Raw genomic sequence first — 20,924 nt, 5'->3', positions numbered from 1 at the left:
CGGCCTGCGAAAGACCCACCTCGAGCACGTCTTCGCTGCTGTCGCGCCACACCTGATCCGCCTCGACGCCTGGTGGAGCGGGCATCCTTTGGACCGCACCCGCGTCAGCCACCTCGCCCGGCTCGACCCTTCCCTCGCCGCGTGGCCGCCCCCTGGCTCTGCTCACGAAGTCCGAACCGTCACACGGCATCATGCAGGCATGATCACCATTCACCTGAAGTACGAGATCGACGCTGACAAGCTTGAGGACTTCGAGGAGTACGGTCGCCGCTGGGTCCGGCTCGTCAACCGTTTCGGCGGGACGCACCACGGCTACTTCCTGCCGAGTGAGGGCGACAGCGACATCGCCTACGCGCTCTTCTCCTTTCCCAGCCTGGCCGCGTACGAGCAGTACCGCACGGACAGCATGTCCGACGCGGAGTGCCAGGAAGCGTTCGCGCTGGCTCGTGACACCCGCTGCATCAAGCGGTACGAGCGCCGCTTCCTCCGGCCGCTCGACGGCCTGTCCTAGACCGCCGGGACGTGCCTGGCGCGACCCTGCCGCGCGGCGGTGCGCAGCGCTGCGACGGCTGTGGTGGTCGGGTTCGCGGTCTCGGTGTGACGGGTCGCGGCGAACAGGAGGCGCAGGATCGGGCGGTCCTCGATGGGCGCCGTGCGGATTCCGGGTGTGGCCGGGTCGATGGCAGTCCGGGGGACGAGCGCGGTGGCGAGGCCGGACCGTGCGAGGGCGAGCTGCGCGGCGATGTCGGCGGTGCAGCAGGGTGGGGCGCCGCGCAGGAGCATCACCGACTACGCGGCGGCAGTGGCGGCAGTATGCTGCCGCGAATCCGAGGCTCGCCCGCCGGGCCCGCCGCCACCGCGCAGCCGGCCGCACCCCGTGCCACGCGCGTGCTGGACGAAACCGCTCACTGTGGCGTCTACGCGGGGCTGGCCCTGCTCATCGGCATCGCCGTGTTCGTCCTGGCCTGCCTGCGGTCGTAAGTCGGTGGTGTGGATGGCGGCCCAGGCGCTGCGCATGCAGGAATCGCCGGGAGGCCGCGACGAAGGAGCAGTACAAAGCCGGGAAGGGAGTTGACGTCCGGCAGGAGCCGCGTCGCCCGGGCCGTGCGCATCTCGGGGGTGACGACTCGAGCGCAGGGGGACTGGCCGGCCGCCGTAGCCCGCACTCTGCGGGCAGCCAGACGGCCGCCGCCGGGGGCGGCCGTCTGCGGGCCTGAAGACGGCGATCACGCCGGCAGGGCGAAGGTCTGCGCAGGGTGGTTGAAGCGCATCTTTACCCTGTGCAAAGATGCGGGAATGGAAGCGCTGCTGGCGCTGCCTGGTGCGCCGGGAAGTCTGGTCGGCAACTGTCGCCGAGCCGATCCGGAAAGCCGATGCCACCATCTCAGCCCAACCCGCAGGACGACGAGACAGTGGATGCCGCACTGGCGGACGGCGATGAGCCGCCCCTGCCACAAGAGCCCCAGGCGGCGGCTTCGTCCTCGAGACTGTCCGTCCGCCGGAAGAGCGGAGGACGCCTTCCGCCGCGACTGGAGCTGCACCTCGCGGGAGAGCTCGACGCCGACACCGCGCATGCCCTCCGAGAGCATCTTGCCGTACTCGCCGCCCACTCCACCGGCGGCTTGCTGGTGCTGAACCTGTCGGGCATCACCTTCTGCGACTACCCGGGTCTGTACACCCTGCTGAGTATTCGCCGGACTCTGCCCCTGGCCGATATCGACGTGCAGTTCACCCGAGCCAGCGGGGTGCTCCGGGCCACTGCGGAGCGGGCGGGTCTGACCACTCAGCTTGCCTTGGGGAGCGCGTCCTGAGGGCGGGCCCGTAACCGCCTCCGGAGTGGGCGGAAGCCCACGCACTCGATGTTCTCGTCACCAACACCCGGTTCGGCCCGCTGACGGAGGCGAACTTCTCCTGACATGCGGCTCATCCGCGCTCACGTGACGCCGGAGATGGTCTTGCATGGGGTGGGACCTGCCGGTGCGCGGCGGGGGTGCCGTCGCCGTTCCCTCGACAACGGCAGCGCCTCGTCGTGTTCGCGGAGAAGGCGGATGGGCCGGCACCCTCCGGCCACCCGCTCGGCCGCCGGCAGCGTCCGGCGCGTGGTGCCGGATGTGGTGTCAGCGCTCCAGGGGGTGGCTGGACTCCGGTTCCTTCAGGTACTCGGGGCAGTCAGGGGTGTGGCAGGGGCCCGGACCCCACACGGGCACGAAGACTCCCAAGGTCTTGTGCCGTCTCTTGACGATCATCCGCAGAGGCCGCTTGCAGACCGGGCACACAATCGCCCCCTGAGGGCCGGTCTCATGCTCCCGTTTACTCATTCTTTAACTATAGTTTGTCCGGTTATGGAAGGGGATACGTCACCTCCTCAGTCATCATCCCGGCGTTCAGAGTGCTCCTCAGGGCTGTCGCGCCGTTCCCGCTCCGCCCGCGGAGAGCTGACGGTCCCGGGGGTCTTGGTGGCCATGTCTGACTGTGGGGCGGCGGCCGACTGGGGCGGGAGGGGTCTCCGCATGCTGAGGACGACGGATGCGGCCAGCACGACGACGATGACAGCGAGACTGATCAGTGAGGGGATTTCCGGGACGCTGGGGCTGATCGTCTTGTGGGCGGCTTGGAGGACCAGCTTGACGCCGATGAAGCCGAGGATGACCGCCAGGCCCATGTTCAGGTAGTGGAAGCGGTCCAGCAGGCCCGAGAGCAGAAAGTACAGGGCCCGCAGACCCAGAATGGCGAATGCGTTGCTGGTATAGACGATGAAGAGGTCGTCGCTGACGGCTAGCACAGCAGGGACGCTGTCGACAGCGAAGACCAGGTCGGCAGCCTCGATCGCGGCGACCACCGCAAGGAGCGGGGTGGCCACGCGCTTGCCGGCCTCCTTGACGAAGAACTTCATGCCCGCGTACTCGTCCCGAACCGGGACGACCTTGCGGAGGATCCGCAGGGCGAAGCTCTTGCCGGGGTCGAAGCCCTCCTCCTCGCCCTTCAGGAGCTTGTAGGTGCTGTAGAAGAGCACCGCCGCGAAGGCGAAGAGCACCGCGGTGAAGCGGCTGACCACGGCGACACCCAGAGTGAGGAAGACTCCGCGGAAGACGAGAGCGCCCATGACGCCGAAGAAGAGGACACGGTGCTGGTAGGCACGGGGCACCCTGAAGTAGGCGAAGATCACGGCGAAGACGAAGAGATTGTCCACCGACAGGCTCTTCTCCAGCAGCCACGCGGTGGTGTACTCGGTACCGGCCGTCGTACCCAGGACAAGGAAGACGACCGCACCGAAGACCAGTGCAAGTCCCACCCACACGCCGCTCCAGGCGGCGGCCTCCTTGAAGCCGATGACATGTTCCGTGCGGTGGGCAAGCAGGTCCACCGCCAGCGACACCACCACCGTCGCGGCGAACGCCACCCACAGCCAGAGCGGGACCTCCAACACACCGGTCACCCTCTCCACGGCCCGCACCGCCGCAGGCCCTCATACAGGAGTCTCCGGCATCTCACCGCGCCGGGCGACCTCAGCAATCGACAAAAGCCCAGCCCCACCGCGTGAGGCTGGGCGAAAAGAACAGCCTGACCTGACCTGGCCTGCTATTCGGTGCGCAGGCCCGTGGCGGCTGGGCCCTGGCGGCCCAGCCGGCGGGCAGGAGCGCGCCCAGGGTGGCGATGAGCAGGCCGGGAGGGCGGCCATGACCGAGCTGCGTCACGTCATGGGACTGCTCACCATGGCGGACGACGACAAGGGGACGGACAACGCCGCGGACCCGGCCGATGCGGCGGCGGAGCTGGCCCCGCAACCCGGCCTGGACCAGCTGGAAACACTGGTCGGACGGGTCCGGGACACCGGAGCGCCCGTCGGCCTGACCGTGACCGGCCCGCCCCGTCCCCTCCCGCCGGGCCTCGAACTCGCCGCCTACCGCGTGGTACAGGAAGCCCTGACCAATACCGTGAAGCACGCGTCCGGCGCCACCGCCGCCGTGACCGTCGAGTACCGCCCGGAACGGCTCCGGGTGGAAGTCACCGACACCGGTGGACACCCGGGCGCGGGCGTGACCGCCGGAGCCGGCCGGGGCCTGATCGGATTGCGCGAGCGCCTCGCCGTCTACGACGGAACCCTGAACACCGGCCGACGCCTGACCGGCGGCTACCGTGTGGAGGCCCTGATCCCCTTGGAGACACCGTGACCGAGCCGCTGCGTGTGCTCCTCGCCGACGACCAGACCCTGGTCCGCACCGGGTTCCGGTTGATCCTCGGCGCCGACGGCATCGACGTCGTCGCCGAGGCGACCGACGGGACCGAAGCGGTCGAAGCGGTCCGCCGCACACGTCCCGACGTGGTGCTGATGGACGTCCGGATGCCCGAGATGGACGGCCTGGAGGCCACTCGCCGTATCCTCACCGGCGCCCCCGGCGAACCCCGCGTCATCATCCTGACCACCTTCGACCTGGACCGGTACGTCTACGCGGCGCTGTCCGCCGGGGCCAGCGGCTTCCTCCTCAAGGACGTCACCCCCGAGCATCTGACCGCGGCCGTCCGCACGGTCCGTACCGGCGACGCTCTCCTCGCGCCCGCCATCACCCGCCGCCTCGTGCAACGGTTCACCCGACCCGGCAGCGACACCGCCGCCCTCCACCGCGACCTCGCCTCGCTCACCCCACGCGAACTGGAGGTCCTCGGCCTGCTGGCCCGAGGGCTGAGCAACGCCGAACTCGCCACCCGCCTCCACCTGGCCGAGACGACCGTCAAGACGCACGTCGCCCGCATCCTCGCCAAACTCGGGCTCCGCGACCGTGTCCAGGCCGTCATCGTCGCCTACGAGACAGGGCTGGTCAGCGCCGGCGCACGCGAGACCGCCGAGCAGTCCACCGAGCAGACGTAGACCGAAGCCATGCTGTGAGCCTGGCCGAGCCGGTGGGTGCCTGCGCGGTGTGATCGGCCATGGCAGCTGAGGCGGTCAGCGAGCGCCTACGCGCGGGCGGCCCTGGCACCGGGGAGGACGTTCGCCGGATACCAGGGCCGACCAGTGGCCGGAGCCGATCGCTGCGTGCCCGGCCCGCCGTTGGACGGTCGCCACCGGGCGCGGTCGAGCTCCTGGTCAGGTGAACGGGATGGTGAGGACCGAGCCCGTGCCCACCTGGAGGGTGGACGGGCCGTTGCCCAGGGCGCTCCAGACCTCCACGCGGACGGTGCCGCCGGTCAGGTCGCCCAGGGTGCCCGAGGCGGAGTGCAGACCCTGCCGGGCCGACGAGTAGTCCTCCCAGCCGGGAATCGGGTCGGTGGCGAAGTAGCGGAACGTTTCGACGCGGTCGAACGTGCCGTCACCGGTCAGGTCGTACGACACCCGGGCCTGCTGGGCGTGTCCGACGGAGCCACCCGCGTCCACCTTGAACGTGAAGGCCGTGCCGGAGCCCGGCTTCAGGGCGCCCTTGACGTTCTTCACCTCGTAGACGAGCGGGTCCTTCGGGGTGCCGTCGTTGTTCGTGCCGCCGGCGGACGGGACGGTGTCGGAGGAGCCCGTCGCGGCCGCCTCGCTGGTGAGAGTGCCGCCCGGCCGGGGGTAGAAGGTGTCGCCCGTGACGTACGGCGGAGGGGCGTCCCCGGTGGTGGTGACGGTCGCGGTGCCACTGGCCGGACCGACCTGGCCTGCCGTGTCGCGGGCCTTGACGCTGTAGCTGTACTCGGTGCCGGGGGTCAGTCCGGTGTCGGTGTACGCGGTCTCGGTGACCGTGGCGACCTTCGTGGTGCCGCGCAGGACGTCGTAGTTCTTGACGCCCTTGTCGTCGGTCGCGGCGGCCCAGGTCAGTTTGACGGAGGTGTCGGTGACGTCGGTCGCGGCCGGGGTGCCGGGTGCGGTGGGCTTCTCGTCGGCCGGGGGCGGTTCCTCAGCGCCGCCCGCGGCGCCGCAGAGCGTCCCGAGGCGGGTGTCGTCGCCCGCTCCGGACGCCGTCGACTTCGCCGGGACGTTCAGCACGGCGCCGTCGGAGAAGAGCACCGAGCACTCCTCTGCTCCGTAGTTGTGCGCCGCGTACGTCCTGGTGCCGTTCTTGTCGAAGGCGACGGCCGTCGGCATGTTGGCCGTGACGGTCATGTCCGGCGCACCGAGGGAGTTCAGCGTGCCGACCCAGTGATAGGTGTGGGCCTTGGTCTCGCCGTCCTCGGGAACGTAGCCACCGTTCCCCTGGTTCCAGGCCGCCATGGCCCTGTCCGGGTCGTACAGCGCCTGGACCTGCCAGAAGATGTCCCGCCACTCGACGGCCGGGCCGCCGTTCTCCCTCTCCATCTCGGCCACACTGCGGCGGAGCATGTCCTTCTCCCTGGCCAGGTGCAGCGAACCGCCGCTCACGGGAAGGAAGTTGATGCCGTGGATCTCCTCGGGGTTGGCGGTCCACCAGGTCGCGTAGGCGCCGCCGCTGCTCCAGACCATGCCGACGACGTCGTGGGTGAACTCCTCGGGGTAGACCTCCTGGTCGGCGTCGAACCAGTACTGCGCGATCGACTCGGACTCGGTCGTCAGCATGTAGACGCCCTGGTCGCGCAGCGCCTTGTCGCCCAGGGCGGAGCCCCACATGATCAGGCCCGCGCTGAGGTTGATCGACTCCGAGGACGACTCCTGGTTGTTGCCCGCGGCGAAGGCCTCGTGGCCGGCGGCCCAGCTGTGGCCCGCGTAGACGTCGAAACCGCGCAGGAACGGGTACGTGGTGTCGTCCCGGGCCGGGTTGGCCGCGTCCTTGACGAGTTCCTCGACCATGCCGCCCCACTCGGAGTCGGCGGCCCACTGCGGGTCGTACTGCGCCACGATCGCCGCGGCCAGCACGTAGTACGAGTAGTGGAAGTGGTGGTCGTTCAGCTCCTGGTCGCTGCCGTACGAGGCGGGGTAGCCGATGAGGGTGCGCCAGTCCTTGTCGTAGGAGAACTCGGATGGGCCGCCGACGGTGAACCACTCCTCCATACGGGCCTTGATGAGCTGGAGGAGCTTGTCGCGGTCGGCCGTCTCGCCGATCTGGTCGGCGATCGGCACGAGCTGGGCGAGCTTGCCGAGGGCTTTGCCCGTCCAGTAGGTGTCGACGGCACCGCTGAACGGATCGCCCTGCGTCAGCACGTCGTTGATGTACGTCTTGAGCTTCGCCTTGTCGACGCCGGGGGCGCTCGGCAGCCCCGGCAGGACGCCGTTCACCTTCTGCGTGGTGGTGAACGAGGTGCCCTCGCGGACCTTCATCTCGCCGCGCGACGAGACGTAGCGGTAGTCGGTCAACGGGTCGGAGGTGTGCAGCCACTGGTGGCGGTAGAGCGCCTGGAGGGTGCCGGTCTCCTCGCCCTCCTGCGCCTCGGTGGTCAGCGTGTAGGTCGCCTTGACCTCGCCGTCGCCTTCTCGGTAGTCCCAGTCGACCTCGGAGCCGGTCACGAAGCTGAAGGCGTACTTCTCGTAATCGGCGAGCGCCTCCTTGGCGGGGAGGACCGCCAGGGAGAAGTAGTCCTTGGCGCCGAGGTCGGCGCGGATGTCGTTGCCGGAGACGGTCCAGTCGCTGCCGCTCGGGGCGAACAGCGCGTAGTGGTGGCCGGAGATGGTGACGCCGAGAACGTTGCCCTGGTCGGCGAAGACGGTCGGCGGGGCCGTGGCGTTGATCCGTGCCGCGCCGCCGGTGCCTTCCGCGTAGACGTACGGCAGGCCGTGGCCGATGGTCGCCCGCAGGGTGCGCGCACCGTCGTTCCAGTACGGGGTGACGGTCCAGTCGCTCCACCCGTCCGCCTTGGCGTCGGGCGAGTTGAGACCGGCGAGACCGAGGGTGAGGTCTGCCTTGTGGGCGAACTCGTACTGGCGGCCGCCGCCGACGATCTGGGGGGTGGTCGGGTAGCCGACCTCCAGTCCGCCGGAGACCGCCTTGTAGGTGAGGGGGTGTCCGTACATGTTCTCCGACCAGGGATTGCCGGCGAACCGCTGGAAGATCAGCGAGGACCACCAGTCGTTGGTCGGCACGGGCTTGTCCGCCACGGCGGGCGTGACCTTGGGCTTGACGGCCTGGCCGCCGCTGTCGGACGGGCCCTGTCTCCCGGCCGGCCGAACGTCGCTGTAGCTCCCCTTGCCGACCTCGATGGTGGCGGCGGAGGCGACACCGCTGCCGACGGTGGCCGCCAGCCCCGTGGCAGCAAGGGCGGCCGCCGACAGCAGCGCCAGATGTCTGTGGAATCTCATGCGCAACCCCTTTGAGAGCGCTCTCAAGACGCCGTCAACGTAGGCTCGTGACCGCGAACGGTCAACACTTCAAGCCAACATCGGTTCCTGGCGCGCACTCCGCGACAGCCGCGTCCCGCGCTCGGGGCAGGGATCCTCGTAGGAGTCCGAGACGGCTACGACCGTGTCGCACCGGTGCCGCACGCGGTCGGTGCCGGGGGTGTCGTAGGGGTCGACCGACGTGCGGTGCCAGGCGGCCTGGGACGGGGTAGTGCCCGCCTCGATGCCTGAGCACACGGACAACTGACGGCCAGTCAGCTTCCGGACCAGGGCACGGATCTCCACCCAAGGTGACCGCCGTTCCTCGCGGTGCGGTCAGGCGCCCTCACCCGTGTCGCACAGGTCCACGCCCAAGACCTCATTGCCCATGGTGCCGTACCCAGGGAAGGTGATCAGGGCTCCCGGAGGCGCCAGGCGGCAGGGGACGTCGGTGCCGTCGCGGTACACGACCTTCACGGTGTGGGTGTCGAAGCAGTCGCTGGTGACGAGCGTGTAGCGCCAGCTCGCGCTGAACCGCACACAGTCGGGTGCGGCGAGCGGGTTTCCGGCATCCGTCCGGGATTCGGCGTGAGCCGCCGCGCCGGATGTCGTCACGGCCAGAACCATCGCACAGAACACGAAAGTCGAACGCACAAACCGCTGCATCGCACTGCTTCCCTTCAATGGGTGAACGGTCGTCCTCAGCGTATGCGCGGATCGGAGCGCCCTGAAAAGTTTTGCGGCAATTTTCAGATCTTTGCAGTACAGCTTTCAATGACCCGAGGCTCGACCCCCGTGCACATAAACAGCCAGCTCAGCAGCGTGGGCCGACGGATGTTCCTGCGAGTGAAGCGACAGGACTTACTCCTGTCATGGGACTTCGCCGCCGTCAGGGCGCGGCGTCGAGCAGACCGAAAGAGAACCCCTCCTTCGAGTCTGCAAGATGTTGCTGAAAGTTTTCAACTCACGGCGTCATCCTCGTCCAGCCGATCACCCATCGAGCAGTACGGGCCGTCAGCCATTGAGTCGCCAGATGGCGAAGTTGAGGGACGCCGCGTACAGCACCCACAGCGCGCAAGGGACGAGGAGGAGCGAGGCAGCCCGGCTGCTGCGCCGGAAGAGCAGGAGTTGCGCACTCCAGAAGACGACCTCCGCCCTGGTCTCCGCCAGTGACCGGCGGCGCAGCACGAGCCAGGCGGAGACGGCGCTGGTGGCGTACAGCACCGTCCAGACCGGGCCGAACAGCCAGGAGGGCGGGGCCCACACGGGACGGTCGAGTGAGCGGTACGTGCTTCCGGCGTCCGACGCCGCGTCCACCTCAAAGACCCAGGATGCGTATGACGAAGAACGCGGCGACGAGCAGGCAACCGATCACGATCAGGGACAGCCAGACGCGCGGGTGCTCCCAGACGACACCGTCCGGCCGTTCCGGGTGGGCCTCGGCCGTCGATCCCTCCACGGGAGGCGTCTCTCCGGGCGGGGGCAGTGGCTCGGTCATGGTCACACCTCCGGATGTCGGTCGGCCCGTCTCACGGAGCCCTCCGGCTGCTCCTGGCGTATCGCGGGAGAACGGGTGGGCGCCGGGGGGACGAACTGCTCTGTACGGTTGCTTCGGTCCCGCCGCCGCGATCGGATGCACCGGGCGGCGCCCGGCCGGTTCGCGTGCGCCGGCGCGTTCAGTCGGTCTCCCGTGCGTACAGGACCGAACCGAACCGGCGCGACACGTCCTGCCGCGCCTCCCCCGGCGGTGTGGGGGCCGCTGCCAGGAGTTCCCGGGCCAGATCCCGGACCTTGCGGTTGGTGTCCTGGGACCGGCGGCGCAGCAGACGCAAGGCGACGTCGGCGTCCACGCCGTACTGGGCCATCAGGATGCCTCGCGCCAGATCGATGTCCTGCTGGCTGACCCTGGCCCTGGTGACGTCGCTCTCCGCGAGATCCCGGGCGTGGGAGACCAGGGACTCGGTCACGTCGATGACGAAACCTCGCAGCGTCACCACGCTGCCGCGGTCGTCCGTCCGGCCGTCGGCCACCAGCACGACGGCGTGCTCCGCACCTGAGGTGTCCATGACGCGGTGGTAGCAGCCGAACGGTCTGCCGTCCGCGCGCACGGCCGCCAGCGCGTTCTCCACCCGCTCGAGGTCGTCGGGATGCCAGTGCTCGCGGAACAGCGCGCTCGTCGGTACCACCGAGTCCGGGGCGTGGCCGAGCAGACGGTACAGCTCGTCGGACCACCACCAGGTGTCCTCCGGCACGCGGTAGACGAACACTCCGGTCAGGGTGTCGGCCTCGTCGCCACTGACACCGGCTACCTGTTGCACGGCCGTCCTCCCGTCCGGACGCCCCTGCCTTCACGACGGGGTACCTGCGCTTTTCATTCTAGTGACAGAGCGGTTCTCCCCTCCCCGTGGCGGGCGGGAGCAGCGGGCCCTCCGACGGCCTCCGGTGCCACCGGTGCCGGCGCTCGCCGGACTCCCTCGGGCGCTCAGCCGCGGCGTGGTGCCGGTTCGCCCGCGGTGATGACGTGCGCCGCCTGGTCGTCCTCCACGTCCCGGCCGCCCGCGAAGCCGCGGACGTCCACGGCCACGATCCGGACGATCCCGGCCGCGGTGGACCGCGGCGGTGCCGCGGCGAGCGCCTTGGCCAGACGGGTCTCGCCGTACTGCTCGGCACCGGCGGCACGGCACTCGGTGATGCCGTCGGTGTACAGGAGGAGACTCGCGCCGGGGCGGAGTGTGAGACGGCGGGCCTTGAGCCCGGGCGGGATGCCGACGCCGAGCAGCCCGCCGGCCGCCTCCACCGTGCCGACCGCGTGCTGGTCGTCCAGCAGCAGGGGCGGTGTGTGGCCGGCGCGGACGAGGTGGACGGCGAGGCCGTCGGCGACCGGTTCCAGGTGGCCGTAGCCGAGGGTCATACCGTTGTCCCGGTGGTGGTCGCGGTCGTGCAGCGCCTTGTCGACGGCCCGGACGACGTCGACGGGGTCGTCGAGCAGTGCCGCGACGGCGCGGGCGGTGTGGCGGACCAGGGCGGTCGTGGTGGCGGCCTTGGCCCCGCGTCCGCAGACATCGCCCAGGATGAACGCCCACGTGGGCCGGATCTCCTGGAGGCGTGAGCCGGGCCCGTCGGCCGGTCACGCGTGCCGTGTGACGGCGCGCGAGGATGTGAGGGTCAGGAGGTGCATGCGTCGGGCTTCCGGGCACCAGCAGGGGATGGGGAGGGCGGATCGCCGCGCGCGGGCCGCACGATTCGGCGGACACCGGGAGCGAGGAAGCGCATGGCCGGACAGGACGACGCGGGGCACAGACCCCCGCCCCGCACCGACGTCTTCTCCGCCGACGACGCGGTCGGCGCGGATCTCGCCGCGGTGGACTGGTCCGCCACTCCCCTGGGCCCGCCCGGCACCTGGCCGCAGAGCCTGAGGACGGCCGTGAGCACCCTGCTGTCGTCCCGTTTCTCGATGTGGATGGCGTGGGGGCCGGACCTGACGTTCTTCTGCAACGACGCCTACCGCCGCGACACGCTCGGGCGCAAGTACCCCTGGGCGCTCGGCCGTCCCGCCCGTGAGGTGTGGGCCGAGGTCTGGGACGACGCCAGGCCCCGCATCGACACCGTGCTGACCACGGGACGGGCCACCTGGGACGAGGGTCTGCTGCTGTTCCTGGAGCGGTCGGGATACCCGGAGGAGACGTATCACACCTTCTCCTACAGCCCGCTGCGGGACGATCGCGGCGCGGTCGTGGGGATGCTGTGCGTGGTCAGCGAGGAGACCACGCGGGTCGTCGGTGACCGGCGGATGGCCACGCTGCGCGATCTGGGCTCCGACCCCAGCGTGGCGCGTACCGAGCAGGAGATGCTGGACTTCGCCGCCCGGCAGCTCGAGCGCAATCCCCGGGACCTGCCGTTCACCTGTACCTACCTGTTCCAGGACGACGGCTCGGCGCGCCTGTCCGTCGCCACGGGTATCGCCGCCGGCCACCCGGCCGCGCCCGCGGTCGTACGGTGCGACGATCCCGGCGCCGCGTGGCCGGCCGGACGGCTGGCCCGGGGCGAGCACGTGCTCGTGGACCTGGCCGGCCCCGCGTTCGACGACCTGCCCGCCGGTGCCTGGCCACGGCCCCCTGCCCAGGCGCTGGTGGTGCCGCTGCTGCGCCAGGGCGACTCGCCGTACGGGTTCCTCGTGGCAGGGCTCAATCGGTACCGTCCGCCGGACGACACCCACCGCGGCTTCGTCGAACTGGTCGCCGGTCATGTGGCGGCCGGCATCGGCAGCGCACGCAGTTACGCGGCGCAGCAGCGCCGGGCCGAGGAGCTGGCCGAGCTGGACCGGGCGAAGACGGCGTTCTTCTCCAACATCAGCCACGAGTTCCGCACTCCTCTCACCCTGATCATGGGGCCGGTGCAGGAGCTGCTCACCCGGTGGGGCGACGACCCGGGGCTGCGGGAGGAGCTGCAGGCCATCCGCCGCAACGGGCTGCGGATGGGCAAGCTCGTCAACGCGCTGCTGGACTTCTCCCGCATCGAGGCGGGCCGCATGCGGGCGGCGTACGAGCCGGTCGACCTGGCCGCCGTCACCGCGGAGCTGGCGAGCGTCTTCCGCTCCGCCATCGACAAGGCGGGGCTGGCCTTCGAGGTGGACTGCCCGCCGCTGGACCGGCCCGTGCATCTGGACCGCGGCATGTGGGAGAAGGTGATGCTGAATCTGCTCAGCAACGCGCTGAAGTTCACCTTCGAGGGCACGATCCGCGTCGCGGTACGCGCGGTGGACGGCCAGGCCCGGGTCACCGTGTCCGACACCGGCATCGGGGTGCCCGCCGAGGAGATGCCGAGGCTGTTCGAGCGGTTCCACCGGATCGAGAGCACCCGCTCCAGGTCCAACGAGGGCAGCGGCATCGGCCTCGCCCTCGTCAAGGAGCTGGTCGGCCTGCACGGCGGGACGGTCACCGCGGACAGCGCCGAGGGGCGGGGCACCACGTTCACCGTCCGGTTGCCCTTCGGTACCGCGCATCCGCCCGCCGACGGCGTGGCCGCCACCACCGCAGCGGCCCCCGTCTCGGCCGCGGACCCGTATGTGCAGGAGGCGCTCCGCTGGCTGCCGGACGCCTCCTCCGCGGTGACGGCCGTGACGCAGGCGCCCGAGGGCGCTCCCGCGGCCGTGGGCGCCGCGCGGGTGGTGGTCGCCGACGACAACGCCGACATGCGCGAGTACCTGCAGCGCCTGCTGACGGGTGCCGGGTACCGGGTCGCCGCCGTCACCGACGGGATGAGCGCCCTGGACGCCGTGCGGGCCGACCCGCCCGACCTCGTGGTCAGTGACGTGATGATGCCGGGTCTGGACGGACTGGCGCTGGTCGCGGCGCTCCGCTCCGACCCGCGCACGGCGTCGATTCCCGTGGTGCTGCTGTCGGCCCGCGCCGGTCAGGAGGCTTCCATCGAGGGGTTGCAGGCGGGCGCCGACGACTATCTCGTGAAGCCGTTCGCCGCCGCCGAGCTGCTGGCCCGGGTCCGCGCGAACGTGGAACTGGCGCGGCTGCGCACGCATCATCTGCGGTGGCGCAACGCCCTGATCGACTCGCTCCAGGAGGCGTTCTTCGTCTGCGACGAGGAAGGGGCGGTCATCGAGATCAACTCGGCGTTCACCGAGATGCTCGGTTACCCGCCCGAGGGGCTGCCGTACCGGCCCGTGCATCCCTGGTGGCCCGAAGCGGACACCGATCCGGAGGCGTACCGGCAGGCAGGGGTGGCCTTCGACCGGCTGACGAGCGGTTCGCGTGAGACCCGCACCATCCCCGTGCGGCACCGTGACGGTCATCGGCTGTGGGTGAGCGCCACGTTCAACACGGCCGAGGACCCCGACACCGGGCGCCGGATGACCGTGGGCACCTTCCGGGACGTGACCGCGGAGCACTACGCCGTCCAGCGGGAGACCGCCCTGGCGGCCCTGAGTACGCGCCTGTCGGAGGCGGCCGGACTGTCCGCAGCACTCGCCGGCGCGCTGCGCGGGCTCAAGGAGCTGTGGCGGGCACGGAGCGTGCTGGCCGGCGTGTTCGGCCAGGGCGGCGAACCGGTCGTGACCGCCACCGAGCCGTCCCTGACGTGGCCGGACCTGCCCGCGGAGCGCCGGCGCTTCCTCGAGGAACTGCGGCGGCAGCCCACACTGACCCCGGTCGTCACCGAGGGCGGGGCCGGCATCCTCCTCGGACATCCCGACGGTCCGCTGGCGCTCTGGGTGGACCTGGGCGAGCGGCGGCCCTTCACCGGCGAGGACCAGCTGCTGCTGACCCTGCTGGCCGGGCACCTCTCCCAAGGGCTGGTCCGCGTCCACCGGATCGACCAGCAGCGCGAGACGGCCATCGCCCTGCAGCGCGCCATCCTGGGCCCGGCCGATCTCCCCGCGGGCTTCGCCGTGCGCTACGAGCCCGCCACCCGGCCCCTCGAGGTGGGCGGCGACTGGTACGACACGGTGAGCCTGCCCGACGGCCGTATCGGCATCGTCGTCGGCGACTGCGTCGGCCACGGCCTGGAGGCGGCCAGCGTCATGGGACAGCTGCGCAGCGCGTGCCGGGCGCTGCTGCTGCGCGAGCCGGACCCGGCTCGCGCCCTGATGGCGCTGGACCAGTTCGCCGCGGGCATTTCCGGCGCCGTGTGCACGACCGTGTTCTGCGGTGTCCTGGAGCCGGACACCGGGCGGCTGGTCTATTCGAGTGCGGGCCACCCGCCGGGGATCCTCTCCCTTCCCGACGGCACCGTCCGGCTGCTGGAGGAGGGCCGCGCCCTGCCGCTGGCGGTCCGTCCCGGGCGGGCGCGGCCGGAGGGGGCGTGCACGGTGCCGGGTCGGGCCACCTTGCTGCTGTACACGGACGGCCTCGTCGAGCGCCGTCGCCGCTCCCTGGCCGTCGGCATGGAAGAGGCCGGCCGGGCGGTGCGGGAGGGGCGGGACGCCGGGGTGGAGGAGCTGGCCACGCGGATCATGAGGAGCCTCGAGCCCGAGGGTGGGTACTCCGATGACGTGGCTCTTCTGCTGTACCGCCGCCCCGCGCCGCTGGAGGTGACGTTCCCCGCCGAGTCCGCGCAGCTCGCCGTGGTGCGCAGGGCCCTGCGGGACTGGCTGGACCAGTGCGGGGTCCCCCGGCACACGGTCCAGAACGTCCTGGTCGCGGTGGGTGAGGCGTGCGCCAACGCCATTGAGCACGGGCACCGCGACCGGCCCGGCGGGACCATCCGCATGAGCGCCCGGGCCCACACCCACGATCTGTGTGTCACCGTCACCGACACCGGCCGCTGGAAGGAGCCGCGGCCCGAGCTGAACCGGCACCGCGGCCGCGGCGTGCAGCTGATGCGGGCACTGATGCAGCAGGTCACCATCACTCCGGGCCCGGACGGCACCGTCGTCGACATGCACACGAGGACCACCTGATGACCAGTCCGCTCACCCTGACCCCCACGCGGCGCGCCGACGGCACCTGCGTCCTGACGGTCGTCGGTGAGATCGATCAGAGCAATGCCGATGATCTGGCAGCCGCCCTGGACGATGCCGGCGGGAGTGTCGTCGTGGACCTGACGGGAGTCGGGTATCTCGACAGCGCGGGCCTGAATGTGCTGTTCGCCCGCAGCGCCGGTGGTCTGGAACTGATCGTGCCGCCTCTGCTGACGCCGGTGCTGACCGTCTCGGGCCTCGCCGAGCTGGTCCCGGTGCACGGTCCGGAGGGCGCGGCGCCCGACGCACCTTCGGGGTGACGGCGGTGAGGTGTACGGACGCGGTGAGGTCAGGCTGTCGTGGCCGGGCCGGGCTTGAGCGACATGACGGTGTCGAGTCCGAGGATGGTGAACATGCGGAGCAGGCCGTCGTGGAGTCCGGTGACACCGAGGGAGCCGCCGGCCCCGTCCAGCCGCTGGTACCAGCCCACCAGAGCGCTCACACCGGTGGAGTCCATGTGCAGGGTGTGCGTCGCGTCCAGAACCAGGTGGCGGCACCCTGAGTCGATGAGTGCGTCCACTGCTGTCACGACCGAGGGCGTGGTGTACAGGTCGACATCCTCGGGCAGTTGCGCCACGACGCGGTCGCCCTCGCGCTCGATGATGTGCAGCACCTCCATGCCTCCCCATCTGTGCGATGCCCGGCACTCCTGTGCCCAGGCTACCCGGTGCTCCCTGCGGCCGGAGAAGGACGGGCCGGGACGGCTGCCCACAGCTCTCATTTAGGTTAGGCTTACTTAAGTTACTTCCCCGGCCCGTGCCTGTCCGGCCTCGTGATGAATCGGAGCGACCGCGTGACCGTGACAGCCGCCCGAGCAGGGGATCCGTCCGTCCAGGCGCTTCGCCGGCCCGGGGAACCGCGGGGCGGTGTGGTCGTCGTCAAGTTCGGCGGCAACGCCATGGTGGACGCGAGGCTTCAGCTGACCTTCGCCCAGGACGTCGTCGAGTTGTGGCATGCGGGCCTGCGCCCCGTCGTCGTGCACGGTGGCGGGCCGCAGATCAGCGCGATGCTGGACCGGCTCGGCCTGGAGACCCGCTTCGCGGCGGGGCTGCGGGTGACCACACCCGAGACGATGGACGTGGTGCGCATGGTGCTGGCGGGGCGCGTCCAGCGGGAGCTGGTCGGGCACATCAACGCCCACGGCCCCTTCGCGGTGGGCCTGACCGGGGAGGACGCGCACACCATGACGGCCGTGCGGCGGCCGGCCCGGGTGGACGGCCGGGCGGTGGACATCGGCCTCGTCGGCGACGTCGTGGACGTCAACCCGTCCATGGTGCGTGCACTGTTGGAGCAGGACCACATCCCCGTCGTCTCCCCCGTGGCGCGCGGCACGGACGGGCAGGTCTACAACGTCAACGCCGATCTCGCGGCGGCGGCCCTCGCCGTCGCTCTCGACGCCGAGCGGCTGGTGATGCTCACCGACGTCGAGGGGCTGTACGCGGACTGGCCGCACAGCACCGAGGTGATCGGGCGTCTGACGGCCCGTGCGCTGGACGGGCTGCTGTCCGGGCTGGCGAGCGGGATGCTGCCGAAGATGGAGGGCTGCCTGCGGGCCGTCCGCGGCGGGGTGCGCACGGCGCATGTGGTGGACGGCCGCGAGCCGCACGCGGTGCTGCGCAGTGTGCTCGGCGAGACCAGCCCGGGCACCACCGTGGTTCCCGACGCGGTCACCACGTCCTGACCAGGACGCGCGCGTTGCGCCGCGGGTCCAGGGACGTTGCCCAGGGCCGCGGCGCACGGTGCGCGGCCGTGGGCGTGAAGCCGTAGCGGAGGAACAGCCCGGCGCCCCCGGTGGTCGCCGTGAACACGGCGTCGAGCGACTGCGCGCGGGCCGTGGCGAGCACCGCGCGTAACAGCCCGGCGCCCGCTCCGCTCCCCTGCCGGTGCGCGGCCACGCAGAAGTTGTAGACGACGCCCGCGCAGCCCTCATCCGCGTGCGCAGGGTAGGCGCGCAGGCCCACGCAGCCGTCGAGAGTGCCGTCAGGGGCCCCCAGCACCAGGAAGTCGGCCGCGTGGGCGGCGTAGAGGGAGGCGGGGCGTTCGCGCAGCGCGCCCGAGCGCACGAAGGGCCGGGACAGGGCGGCGAGGGCGCCGGCCTCGCCCGGGCGGGCGGTGCGCACGACGGGCGTCGGTGCGCCAAGGGCGCGCGGCGGCGCGGCAGGGCGCTGCGTGGCCGTGGTCAAGGGGTTCCTTCCTCGGTTCCGGACCGGGGATCAAGCGCGCGGACGGCTCGGGCGGCCGGCCACGTACGTCTCCACGACCTCGATGTCGCCGATGCGCGAGGTGCCGACGCTCCGGGGGTCGTCGCCGAGGACGACCAGGTCGGCGTGTTTGCCCGGGGTGAGGCTGCCCAGGCGGTCCTCCCAGTGGCAGGCGCGGGCGCCGGCGACGGTGTAGGCGTGCAGGGCCTGGTCGACGGTGAGGGCCTCGTCCGGGCCGATGAGCTGTCCGGAGGCGGCGGCGCGCTCGACCATGAACTGGACGGCGCGCAGGGGCGATCCGTCGGCGACCGGCCGGTCGGAGCTGCCCACCAGGGGAATGCCGTGGTCCAGGAAGGCCCGGCCCCGGTACATCCAGGGCGCCCGCTCCTTGCCCATGATCGAGGCGTAGTCGTCGCCGAAGCAGCGCAGGAAGCCGGGCTGGACGACCGCGCTGACGCCGAGTCGCGCGAAGCGCGGGAGCTGGTCGGGCCGGATCAGCCCGGCGTGTTCGATGCGGTGGCGTGCCTCGGGGCGGGGCCGGATCCGGTGGGCGCGCTCGATCGCGTCCAGGGCGAGGTCGGCCGCGCGGTCGCCGATCGCGTGCACGGCCAGCTGCCAGCCGGCGAGGTGGCCGTCCACGATGAGGCCGGTGAGCACGTCCGGGTCGTCCTGCAACTGCCCGCCGTGGTCAAGCCCTTCGTACGGGCTGGTCAGGGCGGCCGTTCGGGCCATCATGCCGCCGTCGGTGTAGACCTTCAGCGCGCCCACGGACAGCCGGTCGTCGCCGAACCCGGTGCGCAGGCCGAGGTCGAGGGCCCTCGGGATGCCGTCGGCCTCGTGGGCGGCGACCGGGCGCAGCCGGTCCGCGGAGACCATGAGCTGTACGCGCAGCGCCAACAGCCCTTTTTCCAGGGCGAGTTGATAGGCACCGAGTTCGACGGGGCTGTGGCCGAAGAGGGTGCCGCCGATGCCCGCTTCGGCGCAGGCGGTGACGCCCTCGGCCAGGCAGGTGCGGGCCGCGCGGCCGATCGCCTCGGCCAGGTCCTCCTGGGAGTGCGGCAGGCGCAGGGCGCGGGCGGCGCCCATGGCCTGCTCGGCGAGGAAGCCGTTGTCGTGCGGGATGTCCGCGGGGAGCAGGTCCAGGACGGCGGTGTTGACGACGCAGCCGTGCCCGGAGTCGTGCAGCAGGTAGAGCTTGCGTCCGTCGCTGACCCGGTCGAGGTCGGCGGCGGTGAGGTGGCGGCCCAGGGCCCGCTGGTCGTAGCCGGCGATGCTCACCCAGTCGCCGGGGGCGCGGGTGCGGGCGACGGCCTCGGCCACCACCGCGAGCACGTCGTCGACGCGGGTGCGGCCCGCGATGCTCAAAGTGGTCTGCTTGAACCCGGTCCAGGCGAGGTGGACATGGGCGTCGATGAATCCCGGCAGCACGGTGGCGCCCTGCAGGTCGACGACCTCCCGGGCGGGCAGGGAGGTCACGGCCTCGTCGAGGCCGGCGATCCGTCCCTGCCAGATGCCCAGGTCATGAGCGACCGGGTGGTCCGGATCCATGGTGAGGAAACGGGCGTTGGTCAGCCTGGTGCACAGCATCGGTGGGGTCAGACGTCCTGGGATGCGGCGAGGGACCGGGGGCGCAGGTCCGTCCAGTGGGTCTCGACGTACTCCAGGCAGGCCTCGCGGGTGGTCTCGGCGAGGGCGATCGTCCATCCCCCGGGCACCTCGGCGAAGGACGGCCACAGGGAGTGCTGGCCCTCGTCGTTCACCAGGACCAGGAAACGGCCTTCGTTGTCGTCGAAGGGATTGGTGCTCATGCGCGGTGCCTCCTCGGAGGGCCAAGATTAGGTTAGGCTCGCCTAATTGACGGGAGCTTAGCCTTTGCCCCTTCCCTCTCACAAGGAGACGTTCATGCGCGTGGCCGCGGTCGGCGGGGAGGACGCGTTCGCCGGGTTCGGGCTGCCGGGGGCGCCCGGCAGCGCCGCCTTCTGGACCGCCGTGGGGGCGCCCTCGTCGGTGCCCGCCGAGGGCGGCGGTTGGGTGACCCTGTTCCTGTGGCGCGGGTCGTCGCCGGTGACCATCGAGTTCGAGAGCTGGTCGGAGCCGGTTGCCCTGCGCCGCTGGAAGGACACGGACTGCTGGTACGCCGAGGTGCGCATGCCCGCGCGGCTGCGGGTGACGTATCGGTTCGTGGCGGGGGACGCGTTCCATGCCGACCCGTTCAACCCGGCCGGCGCGGGCGGTGACCGGTCCGTCGTCGCGACGCCGGACGCCCCGGAGCAGCCGTACTGGCCCGTCGTCGGGCCCGACGCGGTGCTGCCGGTGCCGCGTGCGCGGATTCGCTGGGCGAGTGAGCGGCTGGGTGGGCGGCGTACGGTGCGGATTCATCCGGCGGGGGGTGGTGGGCCGGTGGTGCTGCTGCTCGACGGGGACGACTGGCTGTATCTGCATCCGGCCGTGACCGCGTTCGACGCGGCCGTGGCGGCAGGCGAGGTGCCGCCGGTCACGCTGGTCTTTCTGCCCGCCAAGGACCGGGAGGCCGAGTTCGCGTGCCGGCCCGAGCTCTGGGAGGCGGTGCGGGACGAACTGCTGCCGCTGGTGGCGGAGTCGGGCGTGCCCGCCGACCTGGAGCGGCTGGTGGTCGCCGGGCAGAGCCTCGGCGGTCTGAGTGCGGTGTACGCGGCGCTGGAGTTTCCCGAGTTGGTGTCGCGGGTCGCCTGTCAGTCGGGGTCGTTCTGGTGGACTCCGGATGCCCTGGGGTGGGCCGATCCGTTGGGGGGCCCGGTCGGGGGTGTCATCGCCGAGCGGCTGCGGAAAGGTGCGGTTCTGTCGGGGCTGCGGGTCGCGTTCGACGTCGGGGAGCACGAGGACCGGATGCTGCCCCATGGTGAGGTGACCGAGGGGTTGGTGGAGCGGGCCGGGGCGACCGTGCGGGTGTCCCGGTCCGCGTCGGGGCATGACCGGGCCGGGTGGCGGCATGCGCTGCTCAGGGATGTGGCGTGGGCGCTGCGCGACTAGGGGCTTCTGATGGATCTCCGTGGAAGAAGGAGCGGCGTTCGGTGCG

At 71.4% G+C, this 20,924-nt stretch carries 20 protein-coding genes and 1 pseudogene; 9 read left to right on the top strand and 12 right to left on the bottom strand.

The window, feature by feature from the left end:
- Nucleotides 1-199 precede the first annotated feature (199 nt).
- Nucleotides 200-511: an NIPSNAP family protein gene (locus tag G3I77_RS08205; protein WP_248501959.1), complete on the top strand. Its 312-nt coding sequence runs from the start codon at nt 200-202 to the stop codon at nt 509-511.
- Here G3I77_RS08205 and G3I77_RS08200 read toward each other — a convergent pair.
- On the bottom strand, nt 508-783 hold the full coding sequence (locus G3I77_RS08200) for a LysR substrate-binding domain-containing protein (RefSeq protein WP_248501958.1): 276 nt from the start codon (nt 781-783) through the stop codon (nt 508-510). The two genes, G3I77_RS08205 and G3I77_RS08200, sit on opposite strands and share 4 nt — an antisense overlap.
- A 30-nt stretch (nt 784-813) precedes the next feature.
- On the opposite strand from G3I77_RS08200, the gene G3I77_RS08195 reads away from it, so the two are divergent.
- Both G3I77_RS08195 and G3I77_RS08190 read left to right on the top strand, forming a co-directional pair.
- Nucleotides 814-981 (top strand): hypothetical protein, encoded by a 168-nt coding sequence (locus tag G3I77_RS08195; RefSeq protein WP_248501957.1) that lies wholly within the window; start codon nt 814-816, stop codon nt 979-981.
- Nucleotides 982-1,373: 392 nt separating this feature from the next.
- Nucleotides 1,374-1,811, top strand: coding sequence for an STAS domain-containing protein (locus G3I77_RS08190; protein WP_248501956.1), 438 nt, complete (start codon nt 1,374-1,376; stop codon nt 1,809-1,811).
- Between the two features lie 554 nt (nt 1,812-2,365).
- Here G3I77_RS08190 and G3I77_RS08185 read toward each other — a convergent pair.
- Nucleotides 2,366-3,427: a TerC family protein gene (locus tag G3I77_RS08185; protein ID WP_248501955.1), complete on the bottom strand. Its 1,062-nt coding sequence runs from the start codon at nt 3,425-3,427 to the stop codon at nt 2,366-2,368.
- 229 nt (nt 3,428-3,656) lie between these two features.
- On the opposite strand from G3I77_RS08185, the pseudogene G3I77_RS08180 reads away from it, so the two are divergent.
- Nucleotides 3,657-4,172, top strand: a pseudogene (locus G3I77_RS08180) (sensor histidine kinase); the annotation flags it as partial.
- Complete coding sequence (locus G3I77_RS08175) at nt 4,169-4,867, top strand: response regulator transcription factor (RefSeq protein WP_248501954.1); 699 nt, start codon at nt 4,169-4,171, stop codon at nt 4,865-4,867. The pseudogene G3I77_RS08180 and the gene G3I77_RS08175, both read left to right, overlap by 4 nt.
- Nucleotides 4,868-5,083: 216 nt before the next feature.
- On the opposite strand, the gene G3I77_RS08170 is transcribed toward G3I77_RS08175, so the two are convergent.
- From G3I77_RS08170 to G3I77_RS08145, 6 genes are all read right to left on the bottom strand, one after another.
- Nucleotides 5,084-8,179: a glycosyl hydrolase gene (locus tag G3I77_RS08170; protein WP_248501953.1), complete on the bottom strand. Its 3,096-nt coding sequence runs from the start codon at nt 8,177-8,179 to the stop codon at nt 5,084-5,086.
- Between the two features lie 354 nt (nt 8,180-8,533).
- The gene (locus G3I77_RS08165) at nt 8,534-8,812 is read right to left on the bottom strand and encodes an alpha-amylase (RefSeq protein ID WP_248501952.1); all 279 of its coding nucleotides are present in this window, start codon (nt 8,810-8,812) and stop codon (nt 8,534-8,536) included.
- A 399-nt stretch (nt 8,813-9,211) separates the two neighbouring features.
- Entirely contained in the window at nt 9,212-9,514 is a 303-nt protein-coding gene (locus G3I77_RS08160) for a TspO/MBR family protein (protein WP_248501951.1), read from the bottom strand.
- Nucleotide 9,515: 1 nt separating this feature from the next.
- Nucleotides 9,516-9,695 (bottom strand): DUF6480 family protein, encoded by a 180-nt coding sequence (locus tag G3I77_RS08155; RefSeq protein WP_248501950.1) that lies wholly within the window; start codon nt 9,693-9,695, stop codon nt 9,516-9,518.
- 178 nt (nt 9,696-9,873) lie between these two features.
- The gene (locus tag G3I77_RS08150; RefSeq protein ID WP_248501949.1) at nt 9,874-10,515 is read right to left on the bottom strand and encodes a PAS and ANTAR domain-containing protein; all 642 of its coding nucleotides are present in this window, start codon (nt 10,513-10,515) and stop codon (nt 9,874-9,876) included.
- A gap of 164 nt (nt 10,516-10,679) precedes the next feature.
- Nucleotides 10,680-11,267: a PP2C family protein-serine/threonine phosphatase gene (locus tag G3I77_RS08145; RefSeq protein ID WP_248502618.1), complete on the bottom strand. Its 588-nt coding sequence runs from the start codon at nt 11,265-11,267 to the stop codon at nt 10,680-10,682.
- Between the two features lie 201 nt (nt 11,268-11,468).
- On the opposite strand from G3I77_RS08145, the gene G3I77_RS08140 reads away from it, so the two are divergent.
- Together G3I77_RS08140 and G3I77_RS08135 are read left to right on the top strand one after the other, a co-directional pair.
- A complete protein-coding gene (locus tag G3I77_RS08140; RefSeq protein ID WP_248501948.1) occupies nt 11,469-15,608 on the top strand; it encodes a SpoIIE family protein phosphatase in 4,140 nt (1,379 codons plus the stop codon).
- A complete protein-coding gene (locus G3I77_RS08135) occupies nt 15,608-15,928 on the top strand; it encodes an STAS domain-containing protein (RefSeq protein WP_248501947.1) in 321 nt (106 codons plus the stop codon). Before G3I77_RS08140 ends, G3I77_RS08135 begins: the two co-directional genes overlap by 1 nt.
- Before the next feature lie 29 nt (nt 15,929-15,957).
- On the opposite strand, the gene G3I77_RS08130 is transcribed toward G3I77_RS08135, so the two are convergent.
- Nucleotides 15,958-16,287: an STAS domain-containing protein gene (locus G3I77_RS08130; RefSeq protein WP_248501946.1), complete on the bottom strand. Its 330-nt coding sequence runs from the start codon at nt 16,285-16,287 to the stop codon at nt 15,958-15,960.
- A 174-nt stretch (nt 16,288-16,461) separates the two neighbouring features.
- Between G3I77_RS08130 and argB the strand changes: the two genes are divergently transcribed.
- The gene (gene argB / locus G3I77_RS08125; protein ID WP_374385364.1) at nt 16,462-17,349 is read left to right on the top strand and encodes an acetylglutamate kinase; all 888 of its coding nucleotides are present in this window, start codon (nt 16,462-16,464) and stop codon (nt 17,347-17,349) included.
- On the opposite strand, the gene G3I77_RS08120 is transcribed toward argB, so the two are convergent.
- The 3 genes from G3I77_RS08120 to G3I77_RS08110 are packed head-to-tail and all read right to left on the bottom strand — an operon-like array spanning nt 17,336 to nt 19,677.
- A complete protein-coding gene (locus tag G3I77_RS08120; protein WP_282572655.1) occupies nt 17,336-17,851 on the bottom strand; it encodes a GNAT family N-acetyltransferase in 516 nt (171 codons plus the stop codon). The two genes, argB and G3I77_RS08120, sit on opposite strands and share 14 nt — an antisense overlap.
- 30 nt (nt 17,852-17,881) lie before the next feature.
- The gene (locus tag G3I77_RS08115; protein ID WP_248501945.1) at nt 17,882-19,456 is read right to left on the bottom strand and encodes an amidohydrolase; all 1,575 of its coding nucleotides are present in this window, start codon (nt 19,454-19,456) and stop codon (nt 17,882-17,884) included.
- 8 nt (nt 19,457-19,464) lie between these two features.
- Nucleotides 19,465-19,677, bottom strand: coding sequence for an MbtH family protein (locus G3I77_RS08110; protein WP_248501944.1), 213 nt, complete (start codon nt 19,675-19,677; stop codon nt 19,465-19,467).
- 94 nt (nt 19,678-19,771) lie between these two features.
- Here G3I77_RS08110 and G3I77_RS08105 point away from each other — a divergent pair, with 94 nt between their 5' ends.
- Nucleotides 19,772-20,878 (top strand): alpha/beta hydrolase-fold protein, encoded by a 1,107-nt coding sequence (locus tag G3I77_RS08105; RefSeq protein WP_248501943.1) that lies wholly within the window; start codon nt 19,772-19,774, stop codon nt 20,876-20,878.
- Nucleotides 20,879-20,924: the final 46 nt, after the last annotated feature.

Origin of the sequence: Streptomyces sp. D2-8, from assembly GCF_023184515.1 — a bacterium.
Taxonomy (GTDB): domain Bacteria; phylum Actinomycetota; class Actinomycetes; order Streptomycetales; family Streptomycetaceae; genus Streptomyces.
This window is presented reverse-complemented; position numbering and strand designations above follow the sequence as displayed.

Bases quoted from the DNA above. Each gene is read 5' to 3' on its own strand.
- G3I77_RS08195 (WP_248501957.1), top strand. From the start codon at position 814: ATGCTGCCGCGAATCCGAGGCTCGCCCGCCGGGCCCGCCGCCACCGCG.
- G3I77_RS08110 (WP_248501944.1), bottom strand. From the start codon at position 19,677: ATGAGCACCAATCCCTTCGACGACAACGAAGGCCGTTTCCTGGTCCTG.
- G3I77_RS08205 (WP_248501959.1), top strand. From the start codon at position 200: ATGATCACCATTCACCTGAAGTACGAGATCGACGCTGACAAGCTTGAG.
- G3I77_RS08105 (WP_248501943.1), top strand. From the start codon at position 19,772: ATGCGCGTGGCCGCGGTCGGCGGGGAGGACGCGTTCGCCGGGTTCGGG.
- G3I77_RS08155 (WP_248501950.1), bottom strand. From the start codon at position 9,695: ATGACCGAGCCACTGCCCCCGCCCGGAGAGACGCCTCCCGTGGAGGGA.
- G3I77_RS08130 (WP_248501946.1), bottom strand. From the start codon at position 16,287: ATGGAGGTGCTGCACATCATCGAGCGCGAGGGCGACCGCGTCGTGGCG.
- G3I77_RS08115 (WP_248501945.1), bottom strand. From the start codon at position 19,456: ATGCTGTGCACCAGGCTGACCAACGCCCGTTTCCTCACCATGGATCCG.
- G3I77_RS08135 (WP_248501947.1), top strand. From the start codon at position 15,608: ATGACCAGTCCGCTCACCCTGACCCCCACGCGGCGCGCCGACGGCACC.
- G3I77_RS08200 (WP_248501958.1), bottom strand. From the start codon at position 783: ATGCTCCTGCGCGGCGCCCCACCCTGCTGCACCGCCGACATCGCCGCG.
- G3I77_RS08170 (WP_248501953.1), bottom strand. From the start codon at position 8,179: ATGAGATTCCACAGACATCTGGCGCTGCTGTCGGCGGCCGCCCTTGCT.
- G3I77_RS08190 (WP_248501956.1), top strand. From the start codon at position 1,374: ATGCCACCATCTCAGCCCAACCCGCAGGACGACGAGACAGTGGATGCC.
- G3I77_RS08140 (WP_248501948.1), top strand. From the start codon at position 11,469: ATGGCCGGACAGGACGACGCGGGGCACAGACCCCCGCCCCGCACCGAC.